The sequence below is a fragment of the Actinoplanes italicus genome (assembly GCF_003001815.1).
Lineage (GTDB): Bacteria > Actinomycetota > Actinomycetes > Mycobacteriales > Micromonosporaceae > Actinoplanes > Actinoplanes italicus.
Map to the genome: position 1 here is coordinate 19,414 of NZ_PVMZ01000041.1, position 22,928 is coordinate 42,341.

The following is a 22,928-nucleotide window of genomic DNA, read 5'->3' on the forward strand; positions in this document are numbered from 1 at the left end:
TTTCGCTCAGGTGAGCTGGGCGGCTCGGAGTGCGTCGTCCTGTTTGGCCATCGCCTCCTGGCGGGCCGGTTCCTCGCGGAGGATCGCGGCGTTCAGCCACTCGTCGGGTACGGCGAAGGCGTCGACCAGGGCGCGCATGTGCGGGCGCAGCTCGCGGAGCAGGTCGTTGATGACCGCGGTGATCGTCTTCGACCGGGCGGGCGTGAGGCGGCCGTGTTCCAGGAACCAGGCCTTGTCCGCCTCGATGGTCGTCAGGGCGTACAAATCGCAGACCTTCGACAGCAGCTCACGGGCCGCGGGGTCGTCGGCGCGTTCGATGCCGGCCACGAACGCCTCGAGGGTGATCCGCTCGATGTGGGCGGTGGCGGCCGCCAGCACGTGGTCCTGGACGTCGTTGAAGATCTCGAACGGACGATCCTTCTTGGTCTCGGCGCCGTTGCGCAGGCGGCGGATCGCGCCTTCGAGGATGTGCTTCTCGCGGTCCTCGAAGGCGGCCAGGTGCCAGCCGCGGTCGGTCACCGCCACCTCCTCGTCGCGGCCGGACACGGCGTCGACGAGTCGGTGGATCAGCGAGCGCGCAGCCGTACGCTCGAGGACCATCTCTCTGACCTGTTCGGCGACGAACGTCGCCCGGCCCCACCCGTCCAGCGAGCCGAAAGCGTCGCGGTATCCGGTGAGCAGGCCCTTCGCGACCAGCTGGAGCAGCACCGTGTTGTCGCCCTCGAAGGTCGTGAACACGTCGGTGTCGGCCTTGAGGCCGGCGATCCGGTTCTCGGCGAGGTACCCGGCGCCGCCGCACGCCTCCCGGCACATCTGGATCGTGCGGGTGGCGTGCCAGGTCTGCATCGCCTTGAGGCCCGCGGCCCGGGACTCGAGCTCACGCTGCCGGTGCTCGTCGGGCTCGTCCAGCGCGAAGATCTCGGCCATGGTCACCGCGAGTTCCTCCTGGGCGAAGGCGTACGCGTACGACCGGGCCAGGGCGGGCAGGAGTTTGCGCTGGTGGGCGAGGTAGTCATTGAGGACGATCTCACGGTCGGCGCCGGGTGACGTGAACTGGCGGCGGGTCTCGCCGTAGCGGACGGCGATGGTGAGGGCGCTGCGGGTGGCCGCGGACGCGGCGGCGCCGACGGTGACCCGGCCGCGGACGAGGGTGCCGAGCATGGTGAAGAAGCGCCGGGTGTCGTTCTCGATCGAGCTGGTGTAGGTGCCGTCGGCGGCGACCTGGCCGTACCGGTCGAGGAGCATGTCACGCGGGACGACCACGTGGTCGAAGCTGATCCGCCCGTTGTCGACGCCGAGCAGGCCGGCCTTGGCACCGGCGTCGCCGAGGGTGACGCCGGGCATCGGGTTGCCGTGCTCGTCGCGGATCGGGACCAGCCAGGCGTGCACGCCGTACGACTTGCCACCGGTGACGAGCTGGGCGAAGACGACCGCCATCCGGCCGTCGCGGGCGGCGTTGCCGATGTAGTCCTTGCGGGCGGCCTCGTGCGGGGTGTGGAGGTCGAACGACTGCGAGGCGGGATCATAGGTGCACGTCGTCCGGAGCTGCTGGACGTCGGAGCCGTGTCCGGTCTCGGTCATCGCGAAGCAGCCCATGAGGTCCGCCGTGAGGATGTCGCGCAGGTACGCCTCGTGGTGCCGCTCGGTGCCGAGCGCGACGACGGCCCCGCCGAACAGGCCCCACTGCACGCCGGCCTTGACCATGAGTGACAGGTCGACCTGGCCGAGCATCTCGGCGGCGACCGTGGAGCCGCCCGGGTCGTCGGAGCCGCCGTAGCGGGACGGGAACGCGGCCGCCACGCCGACGTCGGCGGGCAGTTCGCGGATCAGCCGGCTGATCCGCTCGCGCGCCTGGTCGCCGGTCTCACCGGGAACGGTGACGAACTCGGCGCCCAGGCGCTCGCGTACGGCCTGCCGGATGTGCGCCCACCGGCCGTCGAGCACGTCGGTGAGTACAGCGGTGACACGATCGCTCATGGGCCGATATTACCCGCGAGTAACCTGGTCGAACCCTCCAACGGAGAACGTCACATCCCGTCGCCGGACCACTCGCCGCGGGAGCGCGACCGGACCGGCAGCGACGACAGGATCGGGTGGACGTGGTCGTCGTGCTCGTCGTAGTTCTCGGCGTGGCCGCCGAACTTGACCCACTCCTCGGTCGTGTACCAGTTGGTCAGCTCGCCGTCGGAGCGCAGGATCCAGTCGATCTCGGTCTCGGCGACGAAGTGACCGTGCTTCACCCGGGCAGGGCGGAAGCAGTACGTGCCCTCGTCGATGTCGCCGAAGTTGTACGCCATCCTCCCGGCGAGGGTGTAGAACTCCTCGTAGCACGGGTGGTGGGCGAGCCGGTGGTCGGTCCAGCCCTTGGGCGCGCGGATGAGCCGGGTGTAGAAGCCGGTCTTCGGGTCCCGGTGCAGCAACTTGATGTAGAGCGGGGTGAGCGGGCCGACCGACTGGGCCTCGGTCCACTCCATCGCGTTCGCGTCGACGACGGTCACGCCCTCGGCCGACTCCGGAGCGGCCTTCGCCGACGCCTCGCCCAGGTTCACGAACGGGTCGAAGCCCGCGTCGCCGTACTCACGCCAGTGCAGGATCCGGGAGCCCTCACGGACCTTGAGCCAGTCCATGGCCGTGCCCTTGGGCACCTGGATGTAGCCGCCCGAACCCAGCTCCTGACCGCCGTAGATCAGCGAGCCCTCGAGCACGTAGAACTCGGTGTCGGCATGCACGATGCCGGCGCTGCGGCCCCAGTCGGACCGCGCGTGCAGCGACAGCGACGACGAGCCGTCCTCCTCGTCGGTCGAGAGGCGACGTTCGAAGATCTTCCCTTCGCCGTACGGGAGCTCGCCCGCATGGAAGATGTAGTCGTCCTCATGGATCAACTCGACGTGGGCCCTCACGGCGTACTCCTCAGCTCGCGTTTCAGGATCTTTCCGGCGGCGTTGCGGGGCAGCGCCGCGACGGTCCGGTAGTGCTTGGGGACTTTGAATCCGGCCAGCCGTTCCCGGAGGTAGGACTCGAGGACCTCGGCCGGGACCGGGTGCCGGCCGACGTAGTAGGCGACGACCCGCTCGCCCCACCGCTCGTCGGGTTCGCCGACCACCGCGCACTCGGCGACCGCGGGGTGGGCGAGCAGGATCTCCTCGACGTCGCGCGGGTAGACGTTCACGCCGCCCGTGATGATCACGTCCTTGACCCGGTCGACGATGGAGATGAAGCCCTCGTCGTCCTGGATCACGATGTCGCCGGAGGTGAGGAACCCGTCCGCGGTGGTGCAGGCGGCGGTCGCGGCCGGGTTCTCGTGATAGCCGTTCATCAGGTACGGCGAGCGGCTGTACAACTCGCCGGGCTCACCGGGCCGCACCGGCGAGCCGTCCGGCCCGACGATCCGCACCCGGGTGCCGAACCACGGGTGGCCGACCGTCCCGGCCTTGCGCCGCGCGTCCGGCGGCCGCAGGTTGGTGACCACGCCGGCCTCGGTGGAACCGTACAGCTCGTGCACGCCGGCACCCGGGAACGCCTCGAAAACCCACTCCTTGAGCACCCGGGGCAGGGCCGCCGCGTTGAAGTAGAGGGTGTCGAGGGTGGGCAGCTCCGGCACCTTCTCCAGGGCGTGCCGGATCAGCTGCGCGTGCGTCGGCACCAGGAACACCGACTGGGCGCCGTCGCGCCGGATCATGTCGATCAGCGCGTCCGGCTGGAACGAGCGCAGCATGCTGACCGTCGCGCCGCAGTACACGGCCGCGTAGGCGAAGGCGAACCCGGCACCGTGGTACATCGGGGCGACCGCGACGGTCCGCCGGCCGGGACCGATGCCCCACTCCAGCGCGGTGGCGTAGAAGGTCAGCGAGCGGGACCGGTGTGAGATCAGCACGCCCTTCGGGTCGCCGGTGGTGCCGGCCGTGTAGGCGATGCAGAACGGGTCCCGCTCGTGGACGGCGATCTCGGGGTCGGCGGCACGCGAGTCGTCGAGCCACGTCTCGTACTCAGGTCCGATCCGGATCACCCGGCCGGGGAACGATTCGGGCACGGCACCGGTCAGTGCCGGGTCGACGATCAGCACGCCGGCGCCGGAGTGCCGGAGGATGAAGCCGACCTCGGCGGCGGTGAGCCGTGGGTTGACCGGCACGAGCACCAGGCCGGCCTTGGCGATGCCGGCCGCGATCTCCGGGTACTCGAGGCGGTTGCCGCTGAGCAGGGCGACGCGGTCGCCGTACCCGAGTCCGAGGGTCAGCAGCCCGCAGGCCAGCCGCGAGGAACGCTCGTCGAGAGCGCCGTACTTGAGTTCCCGATCGCCGTCACGCACCGCGATCGCGTCCGGGGTGGCCCGGCCGAACTCGCGTACGCCACCGGCGATCGTCAGATCAGCTCCACCGGGCCTCAGCATGCCCAGAATGGAAACACCGTTTCCATTCTGAATCAAGAGGCCGTCCCAGAAGCGGCGAGGAAGTCACCGGCCCGGCCCAGCTGGGCGGGAACCGCGGCCAGCCCGAGCCGCTCGCCGATCCAGGTGCCGGTGGCGGCGGCCACGGTCACGTCGACACCGGTCTCGAGCGCCGAGCGGTTCAGCAGGTAGGCGAGGTCCTCGGTGGCGATGTTCCCGGTGGCCGCCGGAGCGAAGGGGCAGCCGCCGATACCGCCGAGACTGGCGTCGAGCGCCACGAAACCGGCGCCGACCGCCGCGACCGCGTTCGCGTACCCGGTATTGCGGGTGTTGTGGAAGTGCGCCCGCAGGGGCGCCGCCGGCTCCACCGAGCGCACCGCCGCGGCCAGTTCGGTCACCTGCACCGGAACCCCCACGCCGATCGTGTCGGCCAGGCAGATCTCATCCAGCGGACCGGCCTCGGCCACGATGTCACGCACCCGGGAAGCGGATACCACGCCGGTAAAGGGACACCCGAACGCGGCAGCGACCGTCAAAGTCACGAAAAATCCGGCGTCGCGCGCGCGGCAGGCCACCGAGCGGAACGCCGCGAGCGAGCCGGCCGTAGACATCCCCTGGTTGCGCCGGGAAAACTCGTCAGTGGCCACAACTACATAGTTGATCTCGTCGGGCCGCGACTCCCCCAGCGCGAGCGCGCGGTCCAGCCCGCGCCCGTTGAGCACCAGCGCGGCATACCGGACGCCCGTGTCGCGCGGCACGCCCCGCAGCACCTCCTCGGCATCGGCCATCTGCGGCACGCGATCGGGACGGGCGAACGCCGCCACCTCGATCCGCCGCAGCCCGGCCGCGACGGCCCGCTCGACATAGGCGATCTTCACGGACGCCGGCAGCACGTTCTTCTCGTTCTGCAGCCCGTCGCGCGGCCCGACCTCGACGATCTCCACAGCGACTCCCCCTGTTTCATCTAGCGAAACGCCGTTTCCCGAGTATAGGGTGGCGGCGTGACCGCGCCACTGTCTGACATTCGCGTACTGGAAGCCGGAACCCTGCTCGCCGGCCCGTTCTGCGGGCAGCTCCTCGGCGACTTCGGGGCCGAGGTGATCAAGCTGGAGGACCCGGGCAAGGGCGATCCGATGCGCCAGTGGGGCCGCGAGAAGCCGCACGGCCAGTCCCTGTGGTGGCCGGTGGTGGCCCGCAACAAGAAGTCGGTCACCTGCAATCTGCGCACCGGCGAGGGCCAGGCGCTGGTCCGGCGCCTGGTCGAGCGGTCCGACGTGCTCCTGGAGAACTTCCGGCCCGGCACCCTGGAACGGTGGGGGCTCTCCTACGACGAGCTTTCCAAGATCAATCCCAAACTCATTCTGGTACGGGTGACCGGTTACGGTCAGTCCGGGCCCTATTCACCCCGTGCCGGCTTCGGGTCGATCGGTGAGGCCATGGGCGGGCTGCGGTACGTGACCGGCGAGGCCGACCGCGCCCCGTCGCGCTCCGGCATCTCGATCGGCGACTCGCTGGCCGCGACCTACGCCGCTTTCGGCACGCTCGCCGCGCTGCACGCCCGCGAGCGCACCGGCCGCGGCCAGGTCGTCGACTCGGCGATCTACGAGGCGGTGCTCGCCATGATGGAGTCGCTGATCCCCGAGTGGAGCGTGGCCGGCTACCGCCGCGAGCGCACCGGTCCGATCCTGCCGAACGTCGCGCCCAGCAACGTCTACCCCACCGCCGACGGCTCGGACGTGCTGATCGCCGCCAACCAGGACACCGTGTTCCGCCGCCTGTCCGACGTGATGGAGCGCCCCGACCTGCCGGCCGACCCTCGGTACGCCACCCACGGCGCGCGCGGCGAGAACCAGGCCGAACTCGACGACGTCATCTCCGCCTGGACCCGGACGGTGCCGTCGGCGAAACTGCTGTCACTGCTGCACGAGGCGGGCGTACCGGCCGGCGGCATCTACACGGCCGCCGACATCATCGCCGACCCGCACGTGCGGGCCCGGCAGGCGGTCATCGAGGTCGACCATCCCGACTTCGGGCGCATCCCGATGCAGAACGTGGCGCCGCGGCTGTCCGGCACACCCGGCGAGGTGAAGTGGGCCGGTCCGGCGCTCGGCGCCAGCAACGAGGAGATCTACCAGGGCCTGCTCGGCCTCTCCGGCGACGAGCTGGCCGGTCTCCGGGCACGCGGGATCGTCTGATGGAGCTGGAGGCGGACTACGCGAAGGCCGGTTTCGCCCGGCGGCTCGGCTGGGGCCTGCGGCCGGCGGTGCTTCTGGTCGACCCGGCCCTCGCGTACACCGACCCCGCCTCGCCGCTGTTCCTCACGACCGGCCGGAAAGCCGCCGAGGCGATGGCCCGGCTCGCCGGCGCCGCCCGCTCCGCCGGTGTCCCGGTCCTGTGGACCGCCGTCCGTTTCGCCGACGAGTCCTGCTCGGAGGCACCCCTGTTCGCGGCGAAGGTACCCGCCCTGAAGGTCTTCGCGGCCGGCAACCCGCTCGGCGGTTTCGCGCCGCCGCTGACACCCGCGCCCGGGGAGCAGGTGGTGGTGAAGCACTACGCCAGCGCCTTCGCCGGGACCGCGCTGGCCGCGTGGCTGGCCTCCCACTCGATCGACACGCTGGTCGTCGGCGGGTTCTCGACATCCGGCTGCGTGCGGGCGTCGGCCCTGGACGCGCTCCAGCACGGCTTCCGCCCGATCGTGGTCCGCGACGCGTGCGCCGACCGCGACGGCGGCCCGCACGAGAACAACCTCTTCGACCTCGACGCCAAGTACGCCGACGTCATCGGCCTGACGGAAGCCGAAGACGCCCTCAGCCGTACGAACCAGAGCGCCCCCAACCGCACCACCCCGGCCCCGTAGCCGTCCTCCCCTGCCCGCCGCCGGGTCGGCTTCCTCACGCCGGTCGCTCCAGCCCGGCGGTGGACGCTCACCGCTCCCCCGCCGTCCGTCACGGCCCGCCCGAGACAAACGTCAGGGGCGGGCCGGGAGCCGGGTCAGCTGAGCGTCTGGATCACATTGCCGGTGAGCAGTCCCTGGTAGTAGGTGCCGCCCGGGTAGTAGGTCGCCGTGGTGGTCCCGGCCACCGCGTCCGACGCCCAGTTGATCGCGAAGGTCTGCAGGGCCGTCACGTTCGCCGCCTTCGAGGTGCCGCCGAGCAGGGTGCAGAGCCAGTTGGTGGTGGCGCCCTCGGCGTCACAGTGCGAGCCGGTCACCAGCCGAACCCCGAGGAAGGGGCGGTCGAGGCGGTTGACCAGCTCCACGGTGCCGCTGGCGTTGGCGTTCGACGAGTACGGCGGCGACGAGATCGCGGTGATCGGCAGCGAGGTGCCGGCCAGGCCGGTCAGGGCGTCGGCCATGTTGGTGCCCTGCGGCGACTTCACGGGGTCGAGCAGCTGCAGGTACTCGAGGTTGGCGAAGGCGGCCGGGAACGTGGTGCGCAGCCGGTTGGCGATGTAGGTGACGGCGTCACCGCCGGCCGAGTGCCCGGCCAGGACGTACCTGGCCGGCAGGGTGGTGCCGGACCGTCCGGCCGTGGTCGCCGCCTTGGCGTAGCTGGTGGCCAGCTGCCGGGTCGAGTTGCCGGCCTCACCGATCCAGGCGGCGACGTTGTCGAGGAACGCGGTGTTGTCGCCCTGGTTGCTGACGGTGCAGCCGCTGGAGTTGGTCGACGGCAGGGTCGGTGCGAACACGAGGAAGCCGGCCGCCTGGTATCTCCGGGCCAGCGCGAACATGTTGCTGTTCGAGCGGGAGAACCCGTGCTGCAGGAAGACGAGGGCTTTCGGGCTGGTGGTGTCAGGGAAGAACCAGTCGGCGTCCTGGGTGTACGTGGAGCTGCCGCACAGGACGGTGATGTCGCCGTCGACCTCGGCGGTGGCGGCCTGAGCGGCCGACGGGGCGGCGGCGAGGACGCCGGCGGACAACACGAGCGCCGCGACGACGCGGCGCAGGGACAGGGACACGGGACCTCCATTGGTCTGCCGTAACACTCTCCGAAACAGTGTTTCCATTAGCGTCCATCGATGACTGCCTGTCAAGGCGCAGTCACGAGAAAGCCCGGCCCCACGCCGTTGCGCGGGGCCGGGCTCAGGTCCGGCCGGGTTGACTCTCAGTCGTCGTAGCCGGGCACCGTGAGAGGGTGCCGCTCCTCGTCGCGGGCCGCGATGCCGGCCATCGAGCGCAGGTACTGACGCCGGGTGATCTCACCGTCCATGAGCTGGGCACAGAGGACACCTTCGAGGCTCTCCGGAGCGAACAGGGCCTCCGGGACGATCAGCGGCTCTTCAGCTGCCACGTCCGCCCGCACCCCGCGCACCGCGAGCACGCAGGCGGCAGCCAGGACCAGGATGAGCAGGGACAGGATCAGCATTGCCACCGCCTTGTCGGTCACCGCGGGGCGCTCATGCCCCGCCTGACAGAGAGAACGGATCACAGGGCGGGTCGGTTCGACGTTTTCGGCTACCGACTGCGACGGAATTTCGAGGGGCACATCCGGACCGATTACGGGACACGACACGATCGAGGTACGAGATATGCCCGGATTTTACTAATCCTCGCTATCTTGCCTTGGTGCCCGGAAAGAGTGTTATATCCCCCGTGCCGGATTATCACGGCTTCAGTCACCTTGCCGGTGATGCCGAAGGAGTTCCCGAGGGCGACTACCGGGTCCGGTTGCGACCGCTGTCACGGCGCCGCCCGGTCCGTACCGCCCTGATCGCGGTCTTCGCCTTCGCCTTCGAGAGCACCTTCTTCGGATGGCTGCTCGCGTCGGTGGAACTGCCGGACCGCCGGATGCAGACCGTGCTCTTCGCCGCCACCGTGTTCATGATCGCCGCGACCGCGCTGATCGAACTGTTCCGCCTGGTCAACGTGGTGACCCTGTGCCTGGCCACGTTGCGGGCGCTGGACCCGGTGCCGGTGGAGCCGGACGAGCTGCTGCGGGTCGCGTTCCTCACCACCATCGTGCCCGGCAAGGAGCCGATCGAGATGGTGGAGAAGACGCTGCGCGCCGCCATGCGGATCCGCCATCCCGGCCGCTACCACGTGTGGCTGCTCGACGAGGGCGACGATCCCGAGGTCAAGGCCATGTGCCGCCGCGTCGGCGCGTACCACTTCAGTCGCAAGGGCGTACCCGAGTGGAACACCGCGGCCGGTGGCTTCAAGGCGAAGACCAAGCACGGCAACTACAACTCGTGGATCGACAAGCACGGCGCCCGGTACGACGTGTTCGTCTCCGTCGACCCGGATCACGTGCCGCTCGAGAACTTCTGCGAACGGCTGCTCGGCTACTTCCGCGACCCCGACGTGGCGTTCGTGATCGGACCGCAGATCTACGGCAACTACGACAACGTGATCACCCGCTGGGCCGAGTCCCAGCAGTACCTGTTCCACTCGTTGCTGCAGCGGGCCGGCAACAAGCTCGGCATCCCGATGCTGGTCGGCACCAACAACGCGGTACGCATCAGTGCGCTCAAGTCGATCGGCGGCCTGCAGGACTCGATCACCGAGGACATGGCCACCAGCCTGGCCCAGCACGCCGCCCGCAACCCGGCCACCGGCCGGCACTGGCGCTCGGTCTACACGCCCGACGTGCTGGCCGTCGGGGAGGGCCCGTCCTCGTGGACTGACTACTTCAGCCAGCAGCACCGCTGGTCACGCGGCACCGACGAGGTGGTCGTGGCCGGCTTCGCGAAGATGGCCCACCGGCTCGGCGTACGCCGGGCGCTGCACTACGCGCTGCTGATGGCCTACTACCCGCTGACCGCCCTCGCCTGGCTGCTCGGCGCCGCCACCGCGGTCTGCCACGTGGTCCTCGGCGTCAAGGGCGTGCAGGTGCCACAGCAGGTGTGGCTGATGCTCTATGTGGACGCCGCCCTCTTCCAGGTCGGCCTCTACCTGTGGAACCGGCGCCACAACGTGAGCCCGCACGAGGACGCCGGATCGTCCGGGCTCAGCGGAATGCTGCTGTCCACGCTGTGCGCGCCGATCTACGTCACCTCGTTCCTGCAGGCCGTGCTGCGAAGGCGGGCCGGGTTCGTGGTGACCCCCAAGGGTGACTCGGCCAGCCCTGATCGGCTGCTCACCTTCCGTACCCATCTGCGGTGGGCGGCGTTCTTCGCCGTCCTGCTGGTCGTGGCCGCGGTGACAGGCCACGCGCACGGGTTCATGTGGCTGTGGCCGGCCCTCAACCTGGCCCTCTGCCTGACCCCGCCGGCGATCTGGGCGTTGCAGACGCTCGGCCGCACACCTGAGAACCAGGTCATCGAGGAGAAGGAACCCCACATGATCGAGATCTCCGTATGAACCAGCGACGTCCCACCATGGCGCGCCGGCTGCTCACGCTGGCGGTGATGATGCCCGTGATGGCGGCCGTGGCGATCGTGAACCGGCCCATCGTCAGTTTCGCGGCCGACCGCTACCACGAGTTCAACATCAACCGGCTGTCCTACAAGCAGCAGTTCGGCCACTGGTCACTGCTCAAGGTGCCGGCCCGGTTCCGCATCAACGCCATTCACGCCGCGATGCTGCGTACCGGAAAAGTATTGATCATCGCCGGGTCCGGGAACGACCGCGAGAAGTTCGAGGCCGGCACGTTCCGCACCATCCTGTGGGATCCGCGCACCGACAAGTTCAAGGACGTGCCCACACCGACCGACCTGTTCTGCGCCGGGCACACGTTCCTGCCCAACGGCAACCTGCTGGTGGCCGGCGGCACCAAGTCGTACGAGGTGCTGGAGGGCGACATCACCCACGCCGCGGGCGTGATGAAGGTGAAGAACGAGTCACCGGATCACGGCGCGCGCACGTTCGCGAAGGGCACCCGATTCCTCGGCGCGAACGGCCACGCCTACCTGACCCGGGCCGAGGTGACCGTGCCGGCCGCGTCCAAGATGTGGCACGGCAACCACATGATGGTCCACGCCGGTGAGGCCGAGGTGTGGGTCGACGCCGTCGAGGAGGGTGACGCCGGAAACGTCACGGCCCCGGCCCAGTACTCGATCGAGGGCCTGACCGGCGACGACACCCGCAACCTCTACGGCATCGCCGAGAAGATCACCCGGGAGAAGCAGGAGTACGGCGGCGACAAGACGTCGTACGAGTTCGACCCGATCGCCGAGCGCTACGTCCGCACCGGCGACCTGGTGGAGCACCGCTGGTATCCGACCCTGGCCCCGATGCCCAACGGCGACATCCTGGCGGTGTCCGGACTGGACGAGTTCGGGCGGATGCTGCCCGGTGACAACGAGCGTTACCTGGTCAGCAAGCGCAAGTGGGTGCCCGCGCCCGAGGTCAAGCGGGTCTTCCCGACCTATCCCGCGCTGTTCCAGACCAAGGACGACCGGCTGTTCTTCTCCGGCTCCAACGCGGGCTACGGCTCGGACACCGAGGGCCGTACGCCGGGGCTGTGGGACGTGACCAAGAACAAGTTCCAGGTGGTGCCGGGGCTCGAGGACCCGGGGATGACCGAGACCAGCGCGTCGGTGATGCTGCCACCGGCCCAGGATCAGAAAGTGATGATCATGGGCGGCGGGGAGGTCGGCGACTCACCGGTCTCGACGGCACGCACCGCGATCGCCGACCTGGACGAGAAGAGCCCCCGCTACCGTCCGGGACCCGACCTGCCGGCGCCGGCCCGCTACCTGAGCACCGTGGTGCTGCCCGACGACACGGTGTTCACCAGCGGCGGCTCCTCCGGCTACCGGGGTGGGCCGTACCAGGGGAGGAACCGCAGCGACCTGCTCACCGCGCAGATCTACGATCCGGACCGCGAGGTCTTCCAGGAGGCGGCGGCACCGACCGTGGGCCGCAACTACCACTCCGAGGCGTTGCTTCTGCCGGACGGCCGCGTGGTGACCATGGGCAGCGACCCGATCTACGACGAGACCGGGAAGAACCCCGGGAAGTTCGAGCAGCGGATCGAGATCTACAGCCCGCCCTATCTCTTCCAGGGCGCGCCGCCGCAACTCGGCGGCGGGCCGCGCACGATCAAGTACGGACGCGGCGCGGCCTACGCGACTGCCGACGCGGACCGGATCACCGGCGCCCGGCTGGTCCGGCCCAGCGCGGTCACCCACGGCACCGATGTGGACCAGCGATCGGTGGAGCTGGGCGTCGGCCGTACCCCCGGCGGGGTGACCGTCACCGTCCCGGACGATCCCGGCCTCGCTCCGTCCGGGTGGTACATGCTCTTCCTGATCGACGACAAGGGCGTGCCTTCGAAGGGCCGCTGGGTCCGGGTGGCGTGAACGTCAGTTGGTGGCCAGCCCGAGGGCGTACTCGGGCCACCACTGACCGGCCGGCGGGGCGTCCGGAAGGCACGCCCCGTCGGACTCCCCCGGCCGCTTGACCCACAGGTAGGCGTCGACCCGCGGGGTGCCGGTCTCCGCGGTCGGCGCCGGCCCGAGCGCCCGGCCCGGCGGATTGCACCAGTGCCCCTCGGCGTCACGGGCGTCGACCGGAGCCGGCCCGTTGCCGTTGCGGCTGGTGTCGATCACGAACGGCATGCCACCGAGCCGGTCCGAGACGGCCGTGCCGTAGGCGACGTTCGCCTCGGTGGTCTCGAAGTTCGCCACGTTCAGACTGAATCCGTCGGCCCGGCGCACCCCGGCGTCATCGAGCGCCCCGGCGACCCGGTCCACGTCCTTGATCCAGCCCGGATTCCCGGCGTCCAGGTAGACGCGGACCCCCGGCCCCTGCTTGAACGTCCCGATCGCCTCGCCGAGCAGCGTCATCCGCTCCCGCGCGGTCTCGCCGGTGACGCAGCCGTCCAGCACGTGCGGCACCGCGTCCGGTTCCAGGACCACGATCGCCTCGTGCCCGCGAACCACCCCGGCCAGGTCGGCGATCCACGCCCGGTACGCCGCACCGTCCGGGGCGCCACCACCGGAGTGGCCGCCGCAGTCGCGCTGCGGCACCCAGTAGGGCACCAGCACCGCCGTCCGCCCGGCCGCCGCGGCCGAAGCGACCAGCCGCTGAGCCCGCTCCCGGTAGCCCGGATTCGCGTCGGCGAACCACACGGCGGCCGGTGACTCGGCGATCCGCCGGAGCGCCTCCGCGTCCGCGTTCCGTCCGGCGGCCTCCCACGCCGCCGCCTGCTGGGCCGCGGGCGCGTCCGGCTCGACGAAGAACCCGGCCGACTCGGTCACCGTGGGTCTGGCCTGCGGCGTCTCGGTGCGGGCGGGCGGGGTCGGTTCGGAGGTGCAGCCGGCGAGGACCATCGTCGCCAGGCAGAGCGCAGGAAGACTTCTCATCCGGACGAACGGTACCGACCGCACATACCCGATCGTGGCTCAGCGCACCGAGCGTGCCACCGCAATCGCCTCTTCGAGTGTCCCGATTCCCTCCAACCGGTAGGTGACGGTCGCCGTCGCCCAGACGAGTGCCGGACCCGCGAGCCGGGCGGTCTCGGTCCGCTCCCGGCCGTCGCGGCCCACATAGGTCACCGGGTGCGGGCCCGGCACCCACGCGGCAGCGGTCACACCGGCCCACGGCTCCACCCATCGCGCGTCCGGCGAGGTCTTGAAGAACGTGGTGTCGAGCCGGCCGTCGAACTCGTCGAGCCGTACCGCACCACCCCGGTAGACGAGCGTGACCACCCGCGGGCGCCCCTTCTCGTCCGGGTCGGAGCCGATCACCTCCTCCGGGTCGCCCAGCTCGGCGGGAACGCCGATCAGGAACGCGGCGGACGCGGCGGCCGACGGCAGCGCGCTCGGCGTGACGGGCAGGGCTTGGCGGGGCTGCTCCCGGCGTACCTCCACACCGGCGATCCGCAGCAGATCACCGATCACCTCGACCACCGCGGCACGGGCCGGCGCGACCGATGCGATCGACACCACGAGGGCGGCCGCCAGGGCCGCGACGAGCGGACGGACGCGACGCGGGCGCGGCGCGGGGCGGGCGAGGCGGGCACGCACCGCTTCTTTCTGATCAACAGCCGCGGGTACGGTCAAACGAGCGCCCAATTCACGCAACTCGCCGATCAGGTTCTCGGTTCCAGGCAGGTCGCGGGCCTCAGGGCGCCCTCCAGGCTCAGGTCGCTTTCCGGGCTCACGCCGGCCTCCGAGGTCAGGCTGACTTCCGGGCTCACGCCGCTTTTCGGGTTCAGGCACCGCGTACCCCCTCCGGCATCCGGTCGCGGAGCCTCGCCAGCGCCCGTGCGGTTCGTGACTTGACCGTCCCCTTCGGCAGGTCCAGAGTGACCGCGGTCTCCGCCTCGGACAGGTCGAGCAGGTACCGGCAAAGCAGAATCTCCCGGTCCCGATGATCCAGAGCGCGCAGCTGCTCGACGAGGAGCCGCCGCCGTTCCCGGGCCATCGCCGACTCGGCCGGATCGGGTTCCCACTGCAGCGGGTCCTCCCGGACGGCCGCCCGCAGCCACAGCCCCTCCCGGCGCCGCCGCGACCGCACCAGATTGCGCGTCTCGTTCGCCACGATGGCCAGCAGCCAGGCCTTGAACCCGGCGTCGCCGCGATACCGGCCCAGCTGCCGGTACGCCTTCACGAACGCCTCCTGCACCACATCATCCGCGTCCGCCCCGGCGCCGAGCAGCAGAGCGGCCCGGTGAGCAGGCGCGGTGAACCGCGTGACCAGCACCTCATAGGCATCCAGGTCACCGGCCCGGGCCCGGGCCACAGCGGTCGCCTCGTCAATATCGATGGCCGCCCCTTCCGACAACACACCCTAGAGACACCACCCACCGCACTCAGGTTCCCGCCCGCCCACCGCCCCGCCTTCCCCACCCCCATCCCGCCTCGCCATCCCCACCCACCTAGGCCCCGCGTTCCCCACCCACCCCGGCCTCACGCTCCCCACCCACCCCGGCCCCGCGCTCCCCACCCACCCCGGCCCCGCGCTCCCCACCCACCCCGCAACGCCCGCCCCCGCCGATCCCGCACCCCTGCCGATCTTGTGAGGTTCGGGCTGCTCCAACGGCACAACCACACAAGATCGACTACGCGCCCCCGGTCGCACGCCTCTCGCATCCCACCTCCCGCCACCCACCTCCTACCTCCCACCTCCCGCCTCCCGCCTCCCGCCTCCCGCCTCCCGCCTCCCGCCTCCCGCCTCCCGCGCGATCTTGTGAAGTTCGGGCTGCGATGGCGGCGCGAACTCACAAGATTGCGGGCGGAGGGGGTTGGCAACTCACGAAGTCGCGGGCGGACGAGACTCGGCAACTTACGAAGTCGCGGGCGGAAGGGACTCGGCGATGCGCTTGATGCGCTGCAGCCGGGCATCCCAGGCCGCGCCGACCGACGACAGCTGGGCCACCGCACGGGCCAGCTGGGCGTCATCCACCCGATACCGCCGCTCCCGGCCGGATGTGGCACCACGCACGAGGCCGGCCCGCTCCAGGACGACCAGGTGCTTGGCCACACCCTGCCGGGTTACCGAGAGCCGGTGACCGAGGGTCGTGGCGGTGCCGTCACCGTCGGCCAGCAGCAGGTCGAGCATCCGGCGCCGGGTCGGATCGCCGATCGCCTGCCAGAGGTCGTCGTCGACGGTCACGACCCGACTTTCAGGGTGTCGGCGTACGGCGCCAGGCGCGGCAGGAAGAAGTCCCAGCCACTGATGTGGTCGCGGTGGTGCTCCTCGGCGACCGCCTCGGTCCAGCCGCGCTCCCGGAATCCGGTCTCGCTCATCCGCAGCAGCGTCCCGTCGCCCTTCGGCGTCAGGTCGAACGTGACCAGGAACGAGTTGCCCTGCTCGGCGGCCTCGCCCTCGGGATGGGTCCACCGGAACGCGAACGACCGGGGGCGCCGCACGTCGACGACGGTGAAGGTCTCGGACTTCTCCCCGAACGAGATCCGCCCCGCCTCGCCGGGCACGAGCGAGTAGTCGGCGTCGTCGGGCCACCACTGCTTGACGTGCTCGGGGCGGCTCACCACGTCGAAGACGATCTCCGGTGAGGCGTCGACGTAGATCTCGCGCTCGATGCTTGCGTACTCCATGACATCCTCCTGCAACCTTTGGTTGCGCATGACTCTAGGCCGCCCATCCGCAACACGCAACCATCAGTTGCGCATGGTGGGGATGACGGCCGGCCGTACCGTCCCGCGACGGCACGGCCGCGCCTCCTCAGCCAGTCAGCTCCACGTCCTCCTTCCCGGGCAGCGACAACACCCCGGTCACCCCCGCGGGCAGGGTGACATCGACGACCGGTTCGCCGTCGACGAGGCGCCAGGAAACTTCGATACGGCCGTGCCGCGTGTCCAGGCCAGCACGAGCCCAGGTCAGCCCGCCGCCGGGGCGGGGTGCGATCAGCACCCGTGAGTAGCCGGGCTCCAGCGGCGCGATGCCGCCGATCACCCGGTGCATCCAGTCGGCGACCGCGCCCAGGGCGTAGTGGTTGAAGCTGGTCATCTCCCCCGGGTTGACCGAGCCGTCCGGCAGCATGCTGTCCCAGCGCTCCCAGATGGTGGTGGCGCCCATGGTCACCGGATAGAGCCAGGACGGGCATCCCCGCTCGAGCAGCAGGCGGTAGGCGACATCCAGGTGCCCGGTCCGGGTCAGGGCATCGAGGATGTACGGGGTGCCGGCGAACCCGGTCGAGATCCGGTACCCGCTGTCGGCCACCAGCTCCGCCAGCCGCCGCCCGGCCGCGGCCTCGTCGTCGATCAGCCCGAACGCCAGCGCCAGCGTGTAGACCGTGGTGCAGTCCGACACGATCGTGCCGTCGGCAGACACGTACTGCTCGTTGAACGCCGCCCGGACACGCGCGGCCAGGTCACGGAACTCCGCCGCGTCGGAGTCGCGGCCGAGCAGCGCGGCGGTCTCGGCCGTGACGGTCGCCGACCGGTAGTACGCGGCGGTCGCGACGACACCCGGGTCGGCCTTCGCCTTGGCGGGGTTGTCCGGCGGCGCGTCCGGATCGAGCCAGTCACCGAACTGGAACGAGGTGTCCCACACCCCGGCCGGTGACAGCAGCGTCTCGACCCGGCGCACGTGCGCGGTCATCGAGTCGTACTGGTCGGCCAGGATCGTGCGGTCGCCGTACGCCTGCCACAGCGTCCACGGCACCCAGACGGCGGCGTCCGACCAGAACGCGGTGCTGTCCGGCGCGGGGAACTCGGGCACCTCGGGCAGGTACTTCAGCACGTCCGGGACGACGAACGGGACGAGACCGGCGGCGGCGTGCTGTTCGGCGGCCAGGTCGGCGAGCCAGTCGGCGAGGAATCCGCGCGCGTCGAACAGGTAGGCGGCCGACGGGGCGAAGACCGCGATGTCACCGGTCCAGCCGAGCCGCTCGTTGCGCTGCGGGCAGTCGGTGGGCAGGTCCAGGAAGTTGCCCTTGGTGCTCCACACGACGTTGCTGTGCAGCTGGTTGAGCAGCTCGTCGGAGCACTCGAACGTGCCGGTCCGGCGCAGGTCCGAGTGCACCACCACGGCCTCGATCCGTTCCACCTCCTCGAGAGGCAGGCCGGTGACTTCGGCGTACCGGAATCCATGGAATGTCATCGTCGGTTCGAAGTGGTCCTCACCGCCGCTGAGGATGAACCGGTCGGTGGCCTGCGCGTCGCGCAGCGGCCGCACACCCAGCTCGCCGTGCTCGAGCACCTCGGCGTGCCGGATCCGGACCTCGGCTCCGGCCGGGCCGGTGGTGGTGAAGCGGAGCCAGCCGACCAGGTTCTGCCCGAAGTCCGCCAGCGTCCGGCCTTCGGGCGACCGCCAGACCTTCACCGGCGTGACGACGTCCTGCCTGGTCACCGGGGGTCCGATGTACGGGGTGAGCGTGCTCGCATCGAAGTCGAGCGCCCGCACCGGCAGGAACCACTCGGGCTCGCCGCCGTGCGCGTACCACTTGGCGGACCGCCGCCGCGCGTCGACGGTCTGCCCGTCGTAGAGGTCGTCGGCGATGACGTCACTGCCCCCGGCGCGCCACGACTCGTCGGTGACGGCCGTCTGCCGGTGCCCGTCCGCGAACGTGATCGTGAGGTCCGCGATGACGCCCAGCCGGTCACTGTAGAACGCCCGGCCGCCCATGAACCCGAGCTTCCCGCGGTGCCAGCCGTTGCCGACCAGCACGGTCAGCACGCTGCGCTCGGTGAGCAGCGCGGTGACGTCGTGGGTCAGGTAGCGCAGCCGGTGCTCGTAGGAGCTCCAGCCGGGGCTGAGCACGTCGTCGCCGACCGGCCGCCCGTTGATCCGGGCCTCGTGCACGCCGAGGCTGCTGATCGTCAGCGTCGCCGCGGTGACGGGTCCGTGCCCGGTGTCGAGCGTGATCTCGGTACGGAACAGCGGCGCGCTGCCCAGCTCGCTCGCGGGGGTGATCATCCGACCTTGCATGTGGCTCAACCTTTCACCGAGCCGGCAACCATGCCGGACACGATCTGGCGCTGGAAGATCATGAACATGATCAACGGAGGGACCGTGACCAGGAGGATGTCCATGAACAGGAGGTTGTAGGAGCTGGCGTACTGGCTCTGGAAGTTGAAGAGGGTCAGCTGGACGGTGGCGTTCTCGTCACCGGGCAGGAAGTAGAGCGGGCTGGTGAAGTCGTTCCAGATGAACACCGTCTGCACGACCACGACGGTCACGATGATCGGCCGCAGCAGGGGCAGGACGACGCGGAAGAACAGGCTGAGCGGCCCGGCGCCGTCGATGGTGGCGGCCTCGTCCAGTTCCTTCGGGATCCCGGCGATGAACGCCTGGAAGAGCAGGACACAGAAGGCCATGGCGTACGCGATCTCGACCAGGATCAGGCCGGGCATGGTCTTGAACAGGCCGAGCTTCTGCAGGACCCAGATGGTCGGGACCACGGCCGGCGGCAGGACCAGGCCGGACAGGATGACCAGGTTGACGGCCCGGGTGAACCGGCTCTTGCGGCGCTGCAGGACGAACCCGGCCATCGCGGCCAGGACCACGACCACCGACACGCTGACGACGGTGAGGACCGTGCTGTTGATGAACGCGATGATCAGCAGGTAGTCGCGCGCCTCCACCACGGCCTGCAGGTTCTCCACGAACGCCCACTGCGTCGGCCAGGAGAAGTCCAGCAGGGCCGACTCCTGCGCGGTCTTGCCCGCGGTGAGCACGATGAACGCGAACGGGACCAGGAAGACGACCCCGAACAGGACGACCGTCAGGGCGCTGAGCGGGACGTTGGGCTTGGTGCGGGTGCTCACGCGTCCTCCTTCCGGTTGAAGAACCAGAACAGCGGCAGCGCGATCAGGATCACGAGCAGGAACAGCACGACGTTGCCGGCCGTGGAGAGCCCGTAGAAGCCGGCCTGGTACTGCTTGTAGATGACCGACGCCATGACGTCGGAGGTGAAGCCCGGCCCGCCCTTGGTCATCGCCCAGATCAGGTCGAACTTGCGCAGCCCGCCGATCAACGACAGCAGGATCACCGACACCGTCGCCGGCCTCGCCAGCGGCAGCGTGATGTGGCGGAAGCGGTGCCAGGCACCGGCGCCGTCCATCTTCGCGGCCTCGAAGTACTCGCCGGGGATGGACAGGATGCCGGCCATGTAGATGACGAGGGCCAGGCCGACGCCCTGCCAGACGTCGACGAACGCGACCGACAGCAGCGCCCAGTCCGGATCGACGAGCCAGGCCGGGCCGGTGATGCCGATCAGGTCCAGCGCCTGGTTGATCAGGCCGCGGGTGGGGTGCATCAGGATCTGGAAGGTGAGACCGACGCCGATCGTGCTGACCAGCACCGGGAAGAACGCGACCGACCGCATGAAGCCGCGACCCAGGATCGGCCCGGTGAGCAACACGGCCAGGGCCATCCCGAGGACCACCTTCAGGCCCGAGGTCGTCACGGCGTAGACGAGCGTGTGCCAGAGCCCGGACGCCAGCGCCGGTTCCCGGAAGAACTGCACGTAGTTGTCGAGGCCGATGAACTCCTGGTCGAACAGGGTCCACCGGGTCAGGCTGAACCAGAACGCCATCACCGACGGCACCAGGAAGAAGACGGCGAAGACGACACCGCCCGGCAGGATGAACCAGTACGGGTAGGGACTCTTGCGGCGGGCAGGCTCCGGGACCGTGGTCGCCGGAGCCTCCGTCACCGCGTCGGTGACGGTCGTCATCACCAGCCCTGAAGTCCGAGCTGCTGTGCCTGCTTCTTGACGTCCTCGTCGTAGAGCTTCGCGCCGTCGGCGGCCGGCCGGATGCCCGATCCCACCTCGACGGTGATCTGCTCCAGGGCCGGGCCCTTGATCGGCGACAGGAACTCCAGCGCGGGGCTGGCGGCGCCCGCGTCCACGTACACACTCAGGTCCTTGACCGCGGTGGCGACGTCGTCCGGAAGCTTGCAGGTCTTGACCGCGAACGGGCCGCCCAGCTGGGTCGCGCTCGCCTGGGCCGCGCAGCCGTCCGGCGAGGCGAGGAACGCCTGGAACTTCTTGGCCGCCGCGAGCTTGTCGCCCTCGGTGCTCTTGGGGATGTAGATGCCGGACGGCTCCCACAGCGTGACGCCGTTCTTGCTCGCGTCGGTGCCGGGCAGCGCGAAGAAGCCGACGTCGTTGGTCTTGCCGGGGGCGGCGGTCTCGATGGCGGTGACCGCGAACGTGATCATCGGGTAGTGCGCGGACGTGCCGTTCGCGACCGCTGCCAGGCCCTCGTTGTACTTGGCCGAGGCGTAGTCGTCGTTCCAGTAGCCGGCCTTCTTGAGCTCCTCCAGGTGCTGGAACCCTGCCAGCGCGGCCGGTGTGGTGGCGTACTTGGCCTGGTTGTTCGTGTACTTCTCGGCGAATGTGGGGTCGGCCGCGGACACGTTGTGGAAGTCGGCGAGCACCAGGATCTGCGAGGTCCAGGTCTCGCTGTAGGTCTGCGCGACGGGGGCCGTACCGGCAGCCTTGATCTTGGCGTTGTTGTCCATGAATTCGGCCCAGGTCTTGGGAACCTGGAGCCCGAGCTTGGCGTAGAGCGGCTTGTTGTAGAGGATGCCGCCGCCGGAGATGCTCTGCCAGGGCGAGCCGTAGACCTCGCTGCCGCCGGAGACGACCTTCTTGAACGTCTCGTCCAGGTCGCCGACCCAGGACTCGCCGGTGACCGGCGTCAGGTTGGTCTGCGGGGCGATGGCCTGCAGCAGCGAGCCGGAGTTGTATTCGAAGACGTCGGCCATGTCCCCGGTGGAGAGCCGGGTCTTGACGAGGTTGTCGCCCTCGCCGCCCTGCGGCCGGGTGTCCAGCTTGACGTCGACGTCGCTGTTCTTCGTCTCGAAAGCCGCGATGACCGCCTCCGCGACCTTCACGTTGGCCGGATCGTTGTTGGTCAGGAAGGTGATCTGGGTCTTGCCGCCGGCGTCGTCGCTCGACCCCAGCGAACCGGCGCTACAGGCCGACAACGCGAGGGTGCTCGCCAACAGAACCGCACCGAGCCTCATATGAACCTCCGGTTTCCCGCATGTTTGTAGATCGGTCTCCGCTTGTAACAGCCGTCACAGTAGATCGGTCTACGCCGACCGGGCAAGACCTTTCTCGAAACGTTTCAAGTACCGCATGCTCCGACCCGTGGAGAACGGTCTACAGTGACGCACATGTCGATCAGGAAGGGGCGCTCGGTCACGATCAGCGATGTCGCCGAGGCCGCCGGGGTCTCCCGCGCCGCGGTGTCGAAGGTGATCCGCGACGCCTACGGGGTCAGTCCCGGCATGCGAGCCCGGGTGCAGTCCGCCATCGAACAGCTCGGTTACCGGCCCAGCGTCGCCGCACGGGCGCTGCGGGGTTCCAGCTACCGGCTCGGGCTGGAGGTTCCGCACGTCAACGCCCGGTTCATGACCCAGATCATGACAGGCGCAAAACAGGCCGTCTCCGGAACGCCGTACCAGGTCATCCTGGCTCCCGCCGACGGACCCGAGTACAGCACGCTCGAGTCGCTGGCCGACGGGCTGGTCGACGGCATCATCGCGGTTTCCCCGCTCGTCGACCCGGCCTGGCTGGAGGACCTCGCCGGGCGGATCCCGGTCGTCATGCTCGGCCGCCACGACACCCCGAGCGGGTACGACACCGTGATCGGCGACGACCGCACCGGGACCCGCGCGATCATGCGCCACCTGTTCGACCTCGGCCACCGCCGGATCGCGCACCTGACCGAGCCCGAGCCGGTCACCGCGCCCGGCACCGGCACCCCGCACGCGATCCGGCTCCAGGTGTATCGCGAGTGCATGGCCGAGGCCGGTCTCGGCGACCTCGTCCAGGTCGCCCGCCGCCACGACGACTCGGAGCCCGCCCGCCAGGCGGCGGCCGAACTCGTCGCACGGCACGACCGGCCGACCGCGATCGTCGCGGGGCACGACGACATCGCCCTCGACGCCCTGGCCGCCGTCGCCGCCGCCGGGCTGCGGGACCGGGTGGCCGTGGTCGGTTACGACAACACCGACCTGGCCGAACATCCGCTGATCGACCTGACCTCCGTCGACCAGCAGGGTGTCGAGATGGGTGCCGAAGCCGCCACCATGCTGCTGGAACGGCTCCAGGGCCGCATCGAGCCGCGACACTATGTAGCCACCACGCACCTGCACGTGCGCGGCTCGAGCGTCCGCCCCACCAGCGACAGGGCGGAGACCGGCGGACGTGATCAGCTTGAGTAGACTCCCGGGGCG

20 protein-coding genes are annotated in these 22,928 nt (G+C 70.1%); 5 read left to right on the forward strand and 15 right to left on the reverse strand.

The window, feature by feature from the left end:
• Positions 1 to 6: 6 nt before the first annotated feature.
• From CLV67_RS48935 to CLV67_RS48950, 4 genes are read right to left on the reverse strand one after another with little or no spacing between them, the layout of a single operon-like run.
• A complete protein-coding gene (locus tag CLV67_RS48935) occupies positions 7 to 1,977 on the reverse strand; it encodes an acyl-CoA dehydrogenase family protein (RefSeq protein ID WP_106330856.1) in 1,971 nt (656 codons plus the stop codon).
• 50 nt (positions 1,978 to 2,027) lie between these two features.
• A complete protein-coding gene (locus tag CLV67_RS48940; protein WP_170154303.1) occupies positions 2,028 to 2,900 on the reverse strand; it encodes a DUF4437 domain-containing protein in 873 nt (290 codons plus the stop codon).
• Complete coding sequence (locus CLV67_RS48945) at positions 2,897 to 4,387, reverse strand: class I adenylate-forming enzyme family protein (RefSeq protein ID WP_106330858.1); 1,491 nt, start codon at positions 4,385 to 4,387, stop codon at positions 2,897 to 2,899. The genes CLV67_RS48940 and CLV67_RS48945 overlap by 4 nt, the downstream gene beginning before the upstream one ends.
• A 32-nt stretch (positions 4,388 to 4,419) precedes the next feature.
• The gene (locus CLV67_RS48950; RefSeq protein ID WP_106330859.1) at positions 4,420 to 5,328 is read right to left on the reverse strand and encodes a hydroxymethylglutaryl-CoA lyase; all 909 of its coding nucleotides are present in this window, start codon (positions 5,326 to 5,328) and stop codon (positions 4,420 to 4,422) included.
• Positions 5,329 to 5,385: 57 nt separating this feature from the next.
• Here CLV67_RS48950 and CLV67_RS48955 point away from each other — a divergent pair, with 57 nt between their 5' ends.
• Complete coding sequence (locus CLV67_RS48955) at positions 5,386 to 6,579, forward strand: CaiB/BaiF CoA transferase family protein (protein ID WP_106330860.1); 1,194 nt, start codon at positions 5,386 to 5,388, stop codon at positions 6,577 to 6,579.
• Positions 6,579 to 7,241 (forward strand): isochorismatase family protein, encoded by a 663-nt coding sequence (locus tag CLV67_RS48960; protein WP_106330861.1) that lies wholly within the window; start codon positions 6,579 to 6,581, stop codon positions 7,239 to 7,241. Before CLV67_RS48955 ends, CLV67_RS48960 begins: the two co-directional genes overlap by 1 nt.
• A gap of 134 nt (positions 7,242 to 7,375) precedes the next feature.
• On the opposite strand, the gene CLV67_RS48965 is transcribed toward CLV67_RS48960, so the two are convergent.
• Together CLV67_RS48965 and CLV67_RS48970 are read right to left on the reverse strand one after the other, a co-directional pair.
• On the reverse strand, positions 7,376 to 8,341 hold the full coding sequence (locus CLV67_RS48965; RefSeq protein WP_239166983.1) for an alpha/beta fold hydrolase: 966 nt from the start codon (positions 8,339 to 8,341) through the stop codon (positions 7,376 to 7,378).
• Positions 8,342 to 8,487: 146 nt separating this feature from the next.
• Entirely contained in the window at positions 8,488 to 8,769 is a 282-nt protein-coding gene (locus CLV67_RS48970; protein WP_249037996.1) for a hypothetical protein, read from the reverse strand.
• Between the two features lie 206 nt (positions 8,770 to 8,975).
• Between CLV67_RS48970 and CLV67_RS48975 the strand changes: the two genes are divergently transcribed.
• A complete protein-coding gene (locus tag CLV67_RS48975; protein ID WP_106330863.1) occupies positions 8,976 to 10,682 on the forward strand; it encodes a glycosyltransferase family 2 protein in 1,707 nt (568 codons plus the stop codon).
• Positions 10,679 to 12,625 carry a radical copper oxidase GlxA gene (glxA, locus tag CLV67_RS48980; RefSeq protein WP_106330864.1) on the forward strand — a complete coding sequence of 649 codons (1,947 nt, stop codon included), beginning with the start codon at positions 10,679 to 10,681 and terminating at the stop codon, positions 12,623 to 12,625. Before CLV67_RS48975 ends, glxA begins: the two co-directional genes overlap by 4 nt.
• Positions 12,626 to 12,628: 3 nt before the next feature.
• On the opposite strand, the gene CLV67_RS48985 is transcribed toward glxA, so the two are convergent.
• The 9 genes from CLV67_RS48985 to CLV67_RS49025 all read right to left on the reverse strand — a co-directional run bounded on the left by CLV67_RS48985 (position 12,629) and on the right by CLV67_RS49025 (position 21,710).
• Entirely contained in the window at positions 12,629 to 13,630 is a 1,002-nt protein-coding gene (locus CLV67_RS48985) for a glycoside hydrolase family 6 protein (RefSeq protein ID WP_106330888.1), read from the reverse strand.
• Between the two features lie 39 nt (positions 13,631 to 13,669).
• Positions 13,670 to 14,293 carry a hypothetical protein gene (locus tag CLV67_RS48990; RefSeq protein WP_239166984.1) on the reverse strand — a complete coding sequence of 208 codons (624 nt, stop codon included), beginning with the start codon at positions 14,291 to 14,293 and terminating at the stop codon, positions 13,670 to 13,672.
• Between the two features lie 187 nt (positions 14,294 to 14,480).
• A complete protein-coding gene (locus tag CLV67_RS48995; protein ID WP_307833912.1) occupies positions 14,481 to 15,056 on the reverse strand; it encodes an RNA polymerase sigma factor in 576 nt (191 codons plus the stop codon).
• A gap of 498 nt (positions 15,057 to 15,554) precedes the next feature.
• Positions 15,555 to 15,884 carry an ArsR/SmtB family transcription factor gene (locus CLV67_RS49000; protein WP_275414922.1) on the reverse strand — a complete coding sequence of 110 codons (330 nt, stop codon included), beginning with the start codon at positions 15,882 to 15,884 and terminating at the stop codon, positions 15,555 to 15,557.
• Positions 15,881 to 16,327 (reverse strand): SRPBCC domain-containing protein, encoded by a 447-nt coding sequence (locus CLV67_RS49005; protein WP_106330865.1) that lies wholly within the window; start codon positions 16,325 to 16,327, stop codon positions 15,881 to 15,883. Before CLV67_RS49005 ends, CLV67_RS49000 begins: the two co-directional genes overlap by 4 nt.
• Positions 16,328 to 16,454: 127 nt before the next feature.
• Entirely contained in the window at positions 16,455 to 18,662 is a 2,208-nt protein-coding gene (locus tag CLV67_RS49010) for an alpha-L-rhamnosidase (protein ID WP_106330866.1), read from the reverse strand.
• A 5-nt stretch (positions 18,663 to 18,667) separates the two neighbouring features.
• Entirely contained in the window at positions 18,668 to 19,501 is an 834-nt protein-coding gene (locus tag CLV67_RS49015; protein ID WP_106330867.1) for a carbohydrate ABC transporter permease, read from the reverse strand.
• Entirely contained in the window at positions 19,498 to 20,412 is a 915-nt protein-coding gene (locus CLV67_RS49020) for a carbohydrate ABC transporter permease (protein WP_106330868.1), read from the reverse strand. The genes CLV67_RS49015 and CLV67_RS49020 overlap by 4 nt, the downstream gene beginning before the upstream one ends.
• Positions 20,412 to 21,710: an ABC transporter substrate-binding protein gene (locus CLV67_RS49025; protein ID WP_106330869.1), complete on the reverse strand. Its 1,299-nt coding sequence runs from the start codon at positions 21,708 to 21,710 to the stop codon at positions 20,412 to 20,414. Before CLV67_RS49025 ends, CLV67_RS49020 begins: the two co-directional genes overlap by 1 nt.
• Positions 21,711 to 21,863: 153 nt before the next feature.
• On the opposite strand from CLV67_RS49025, the gene CLV67_RS49030 reads away from it, so the two are divergent.
• Positions 21,864 to 22,916, forward strand: coding sequence for a LacI family DNA-binding transcriptional regulator (locus CLV67_RS49030; protein ID WP_106330870.1), 1,053 nt, complete (start codon positions 21,864 to 21,866; stop codon positions 22,914 to 22,916).
• The last annotated feature ends 12 nt before the right edge of the window (positions 22,917 to 22,928 follow it).

What these genes read in the sequence shown, in the direction of transcription:
- CLV67_RS48960 (WP_106330861.1), top strand. Translation starts at nt 6,579, where the DNA reads ATGGAGCTGGAGGCGGACTACGCGAAGGCCGGTTTCGCCCGGCGGCTC.
- CLV67_RS49030 (WP_106330870.1), top strand. Translation starts at nt 21,864, where the DNA reads ATGTCGATCAGGAAGGGGCGCTCGGTCACGATCAGCGATGTCGCCGAG.
- glxA (WP_106330864.1), top strand. Translation starts at nt 10,679, where the DNA reads ATGAACCAGCGACGTCCCACCATGGCGCGCCGGCTGCTCACGCTGGCG.
- CLV67_RS49010 (WP_106330866.1), bottom strand. Translation starts at nt 18,662, where the DNA reads ATGCAAGGTCGGATGATCACCCCCGCGAGCGAGCTGGGCAGCGCGCCG.
- CLV67_RS48935 (WP_106330856.1), bottom strand. Translation starts at nt 1,977, where the DNA reads ATGAGCGATCGTGTCACCGCTGTACTCACCGACGTGCTCGACGGCCGG.
- CLV67_RS49020 (WP_106330868.1), bottom strand. Translation starts at nt 20,412, where the DNA reads ATGACGACCGTCACCGACGCGGTGACGGAGGCTCCGGCGACCACGGTC.
- CLV67_RS49005 (WP_106330865.1), bottom strand. Translation starts at nt 16,327, where the DNA reads ATGGAGTACGCAAGCATCGAGCGCGAGATCTACGTCGACGCCTCACCG.
- CLV67_RS48985 (WP_106330888.1), bottom strand. Translation starts at nt 13,630, where the DNA reads ATGAGAAGTCTTCCTGCGCTCTGCCTGGCGACGATGGTCCTCGCCGGC.
- CLV67_RS49025 (WP_106330869.1), bottom strand. Translation starts at nt 21,710, where the DNA reads ATGAGGCTCGGTGCGGTTCTGTTGGCGAGCACCCTCGCGTTGTCGGCC.
- CLV67_RS48945 (WP_106330858.1), bottom strand. Translation starts at nt 4,387, where the DNA reads ATGCTGAGGCCCGGTGGAGCTGATCTGACGATCGCCGGTGGCGTACGC.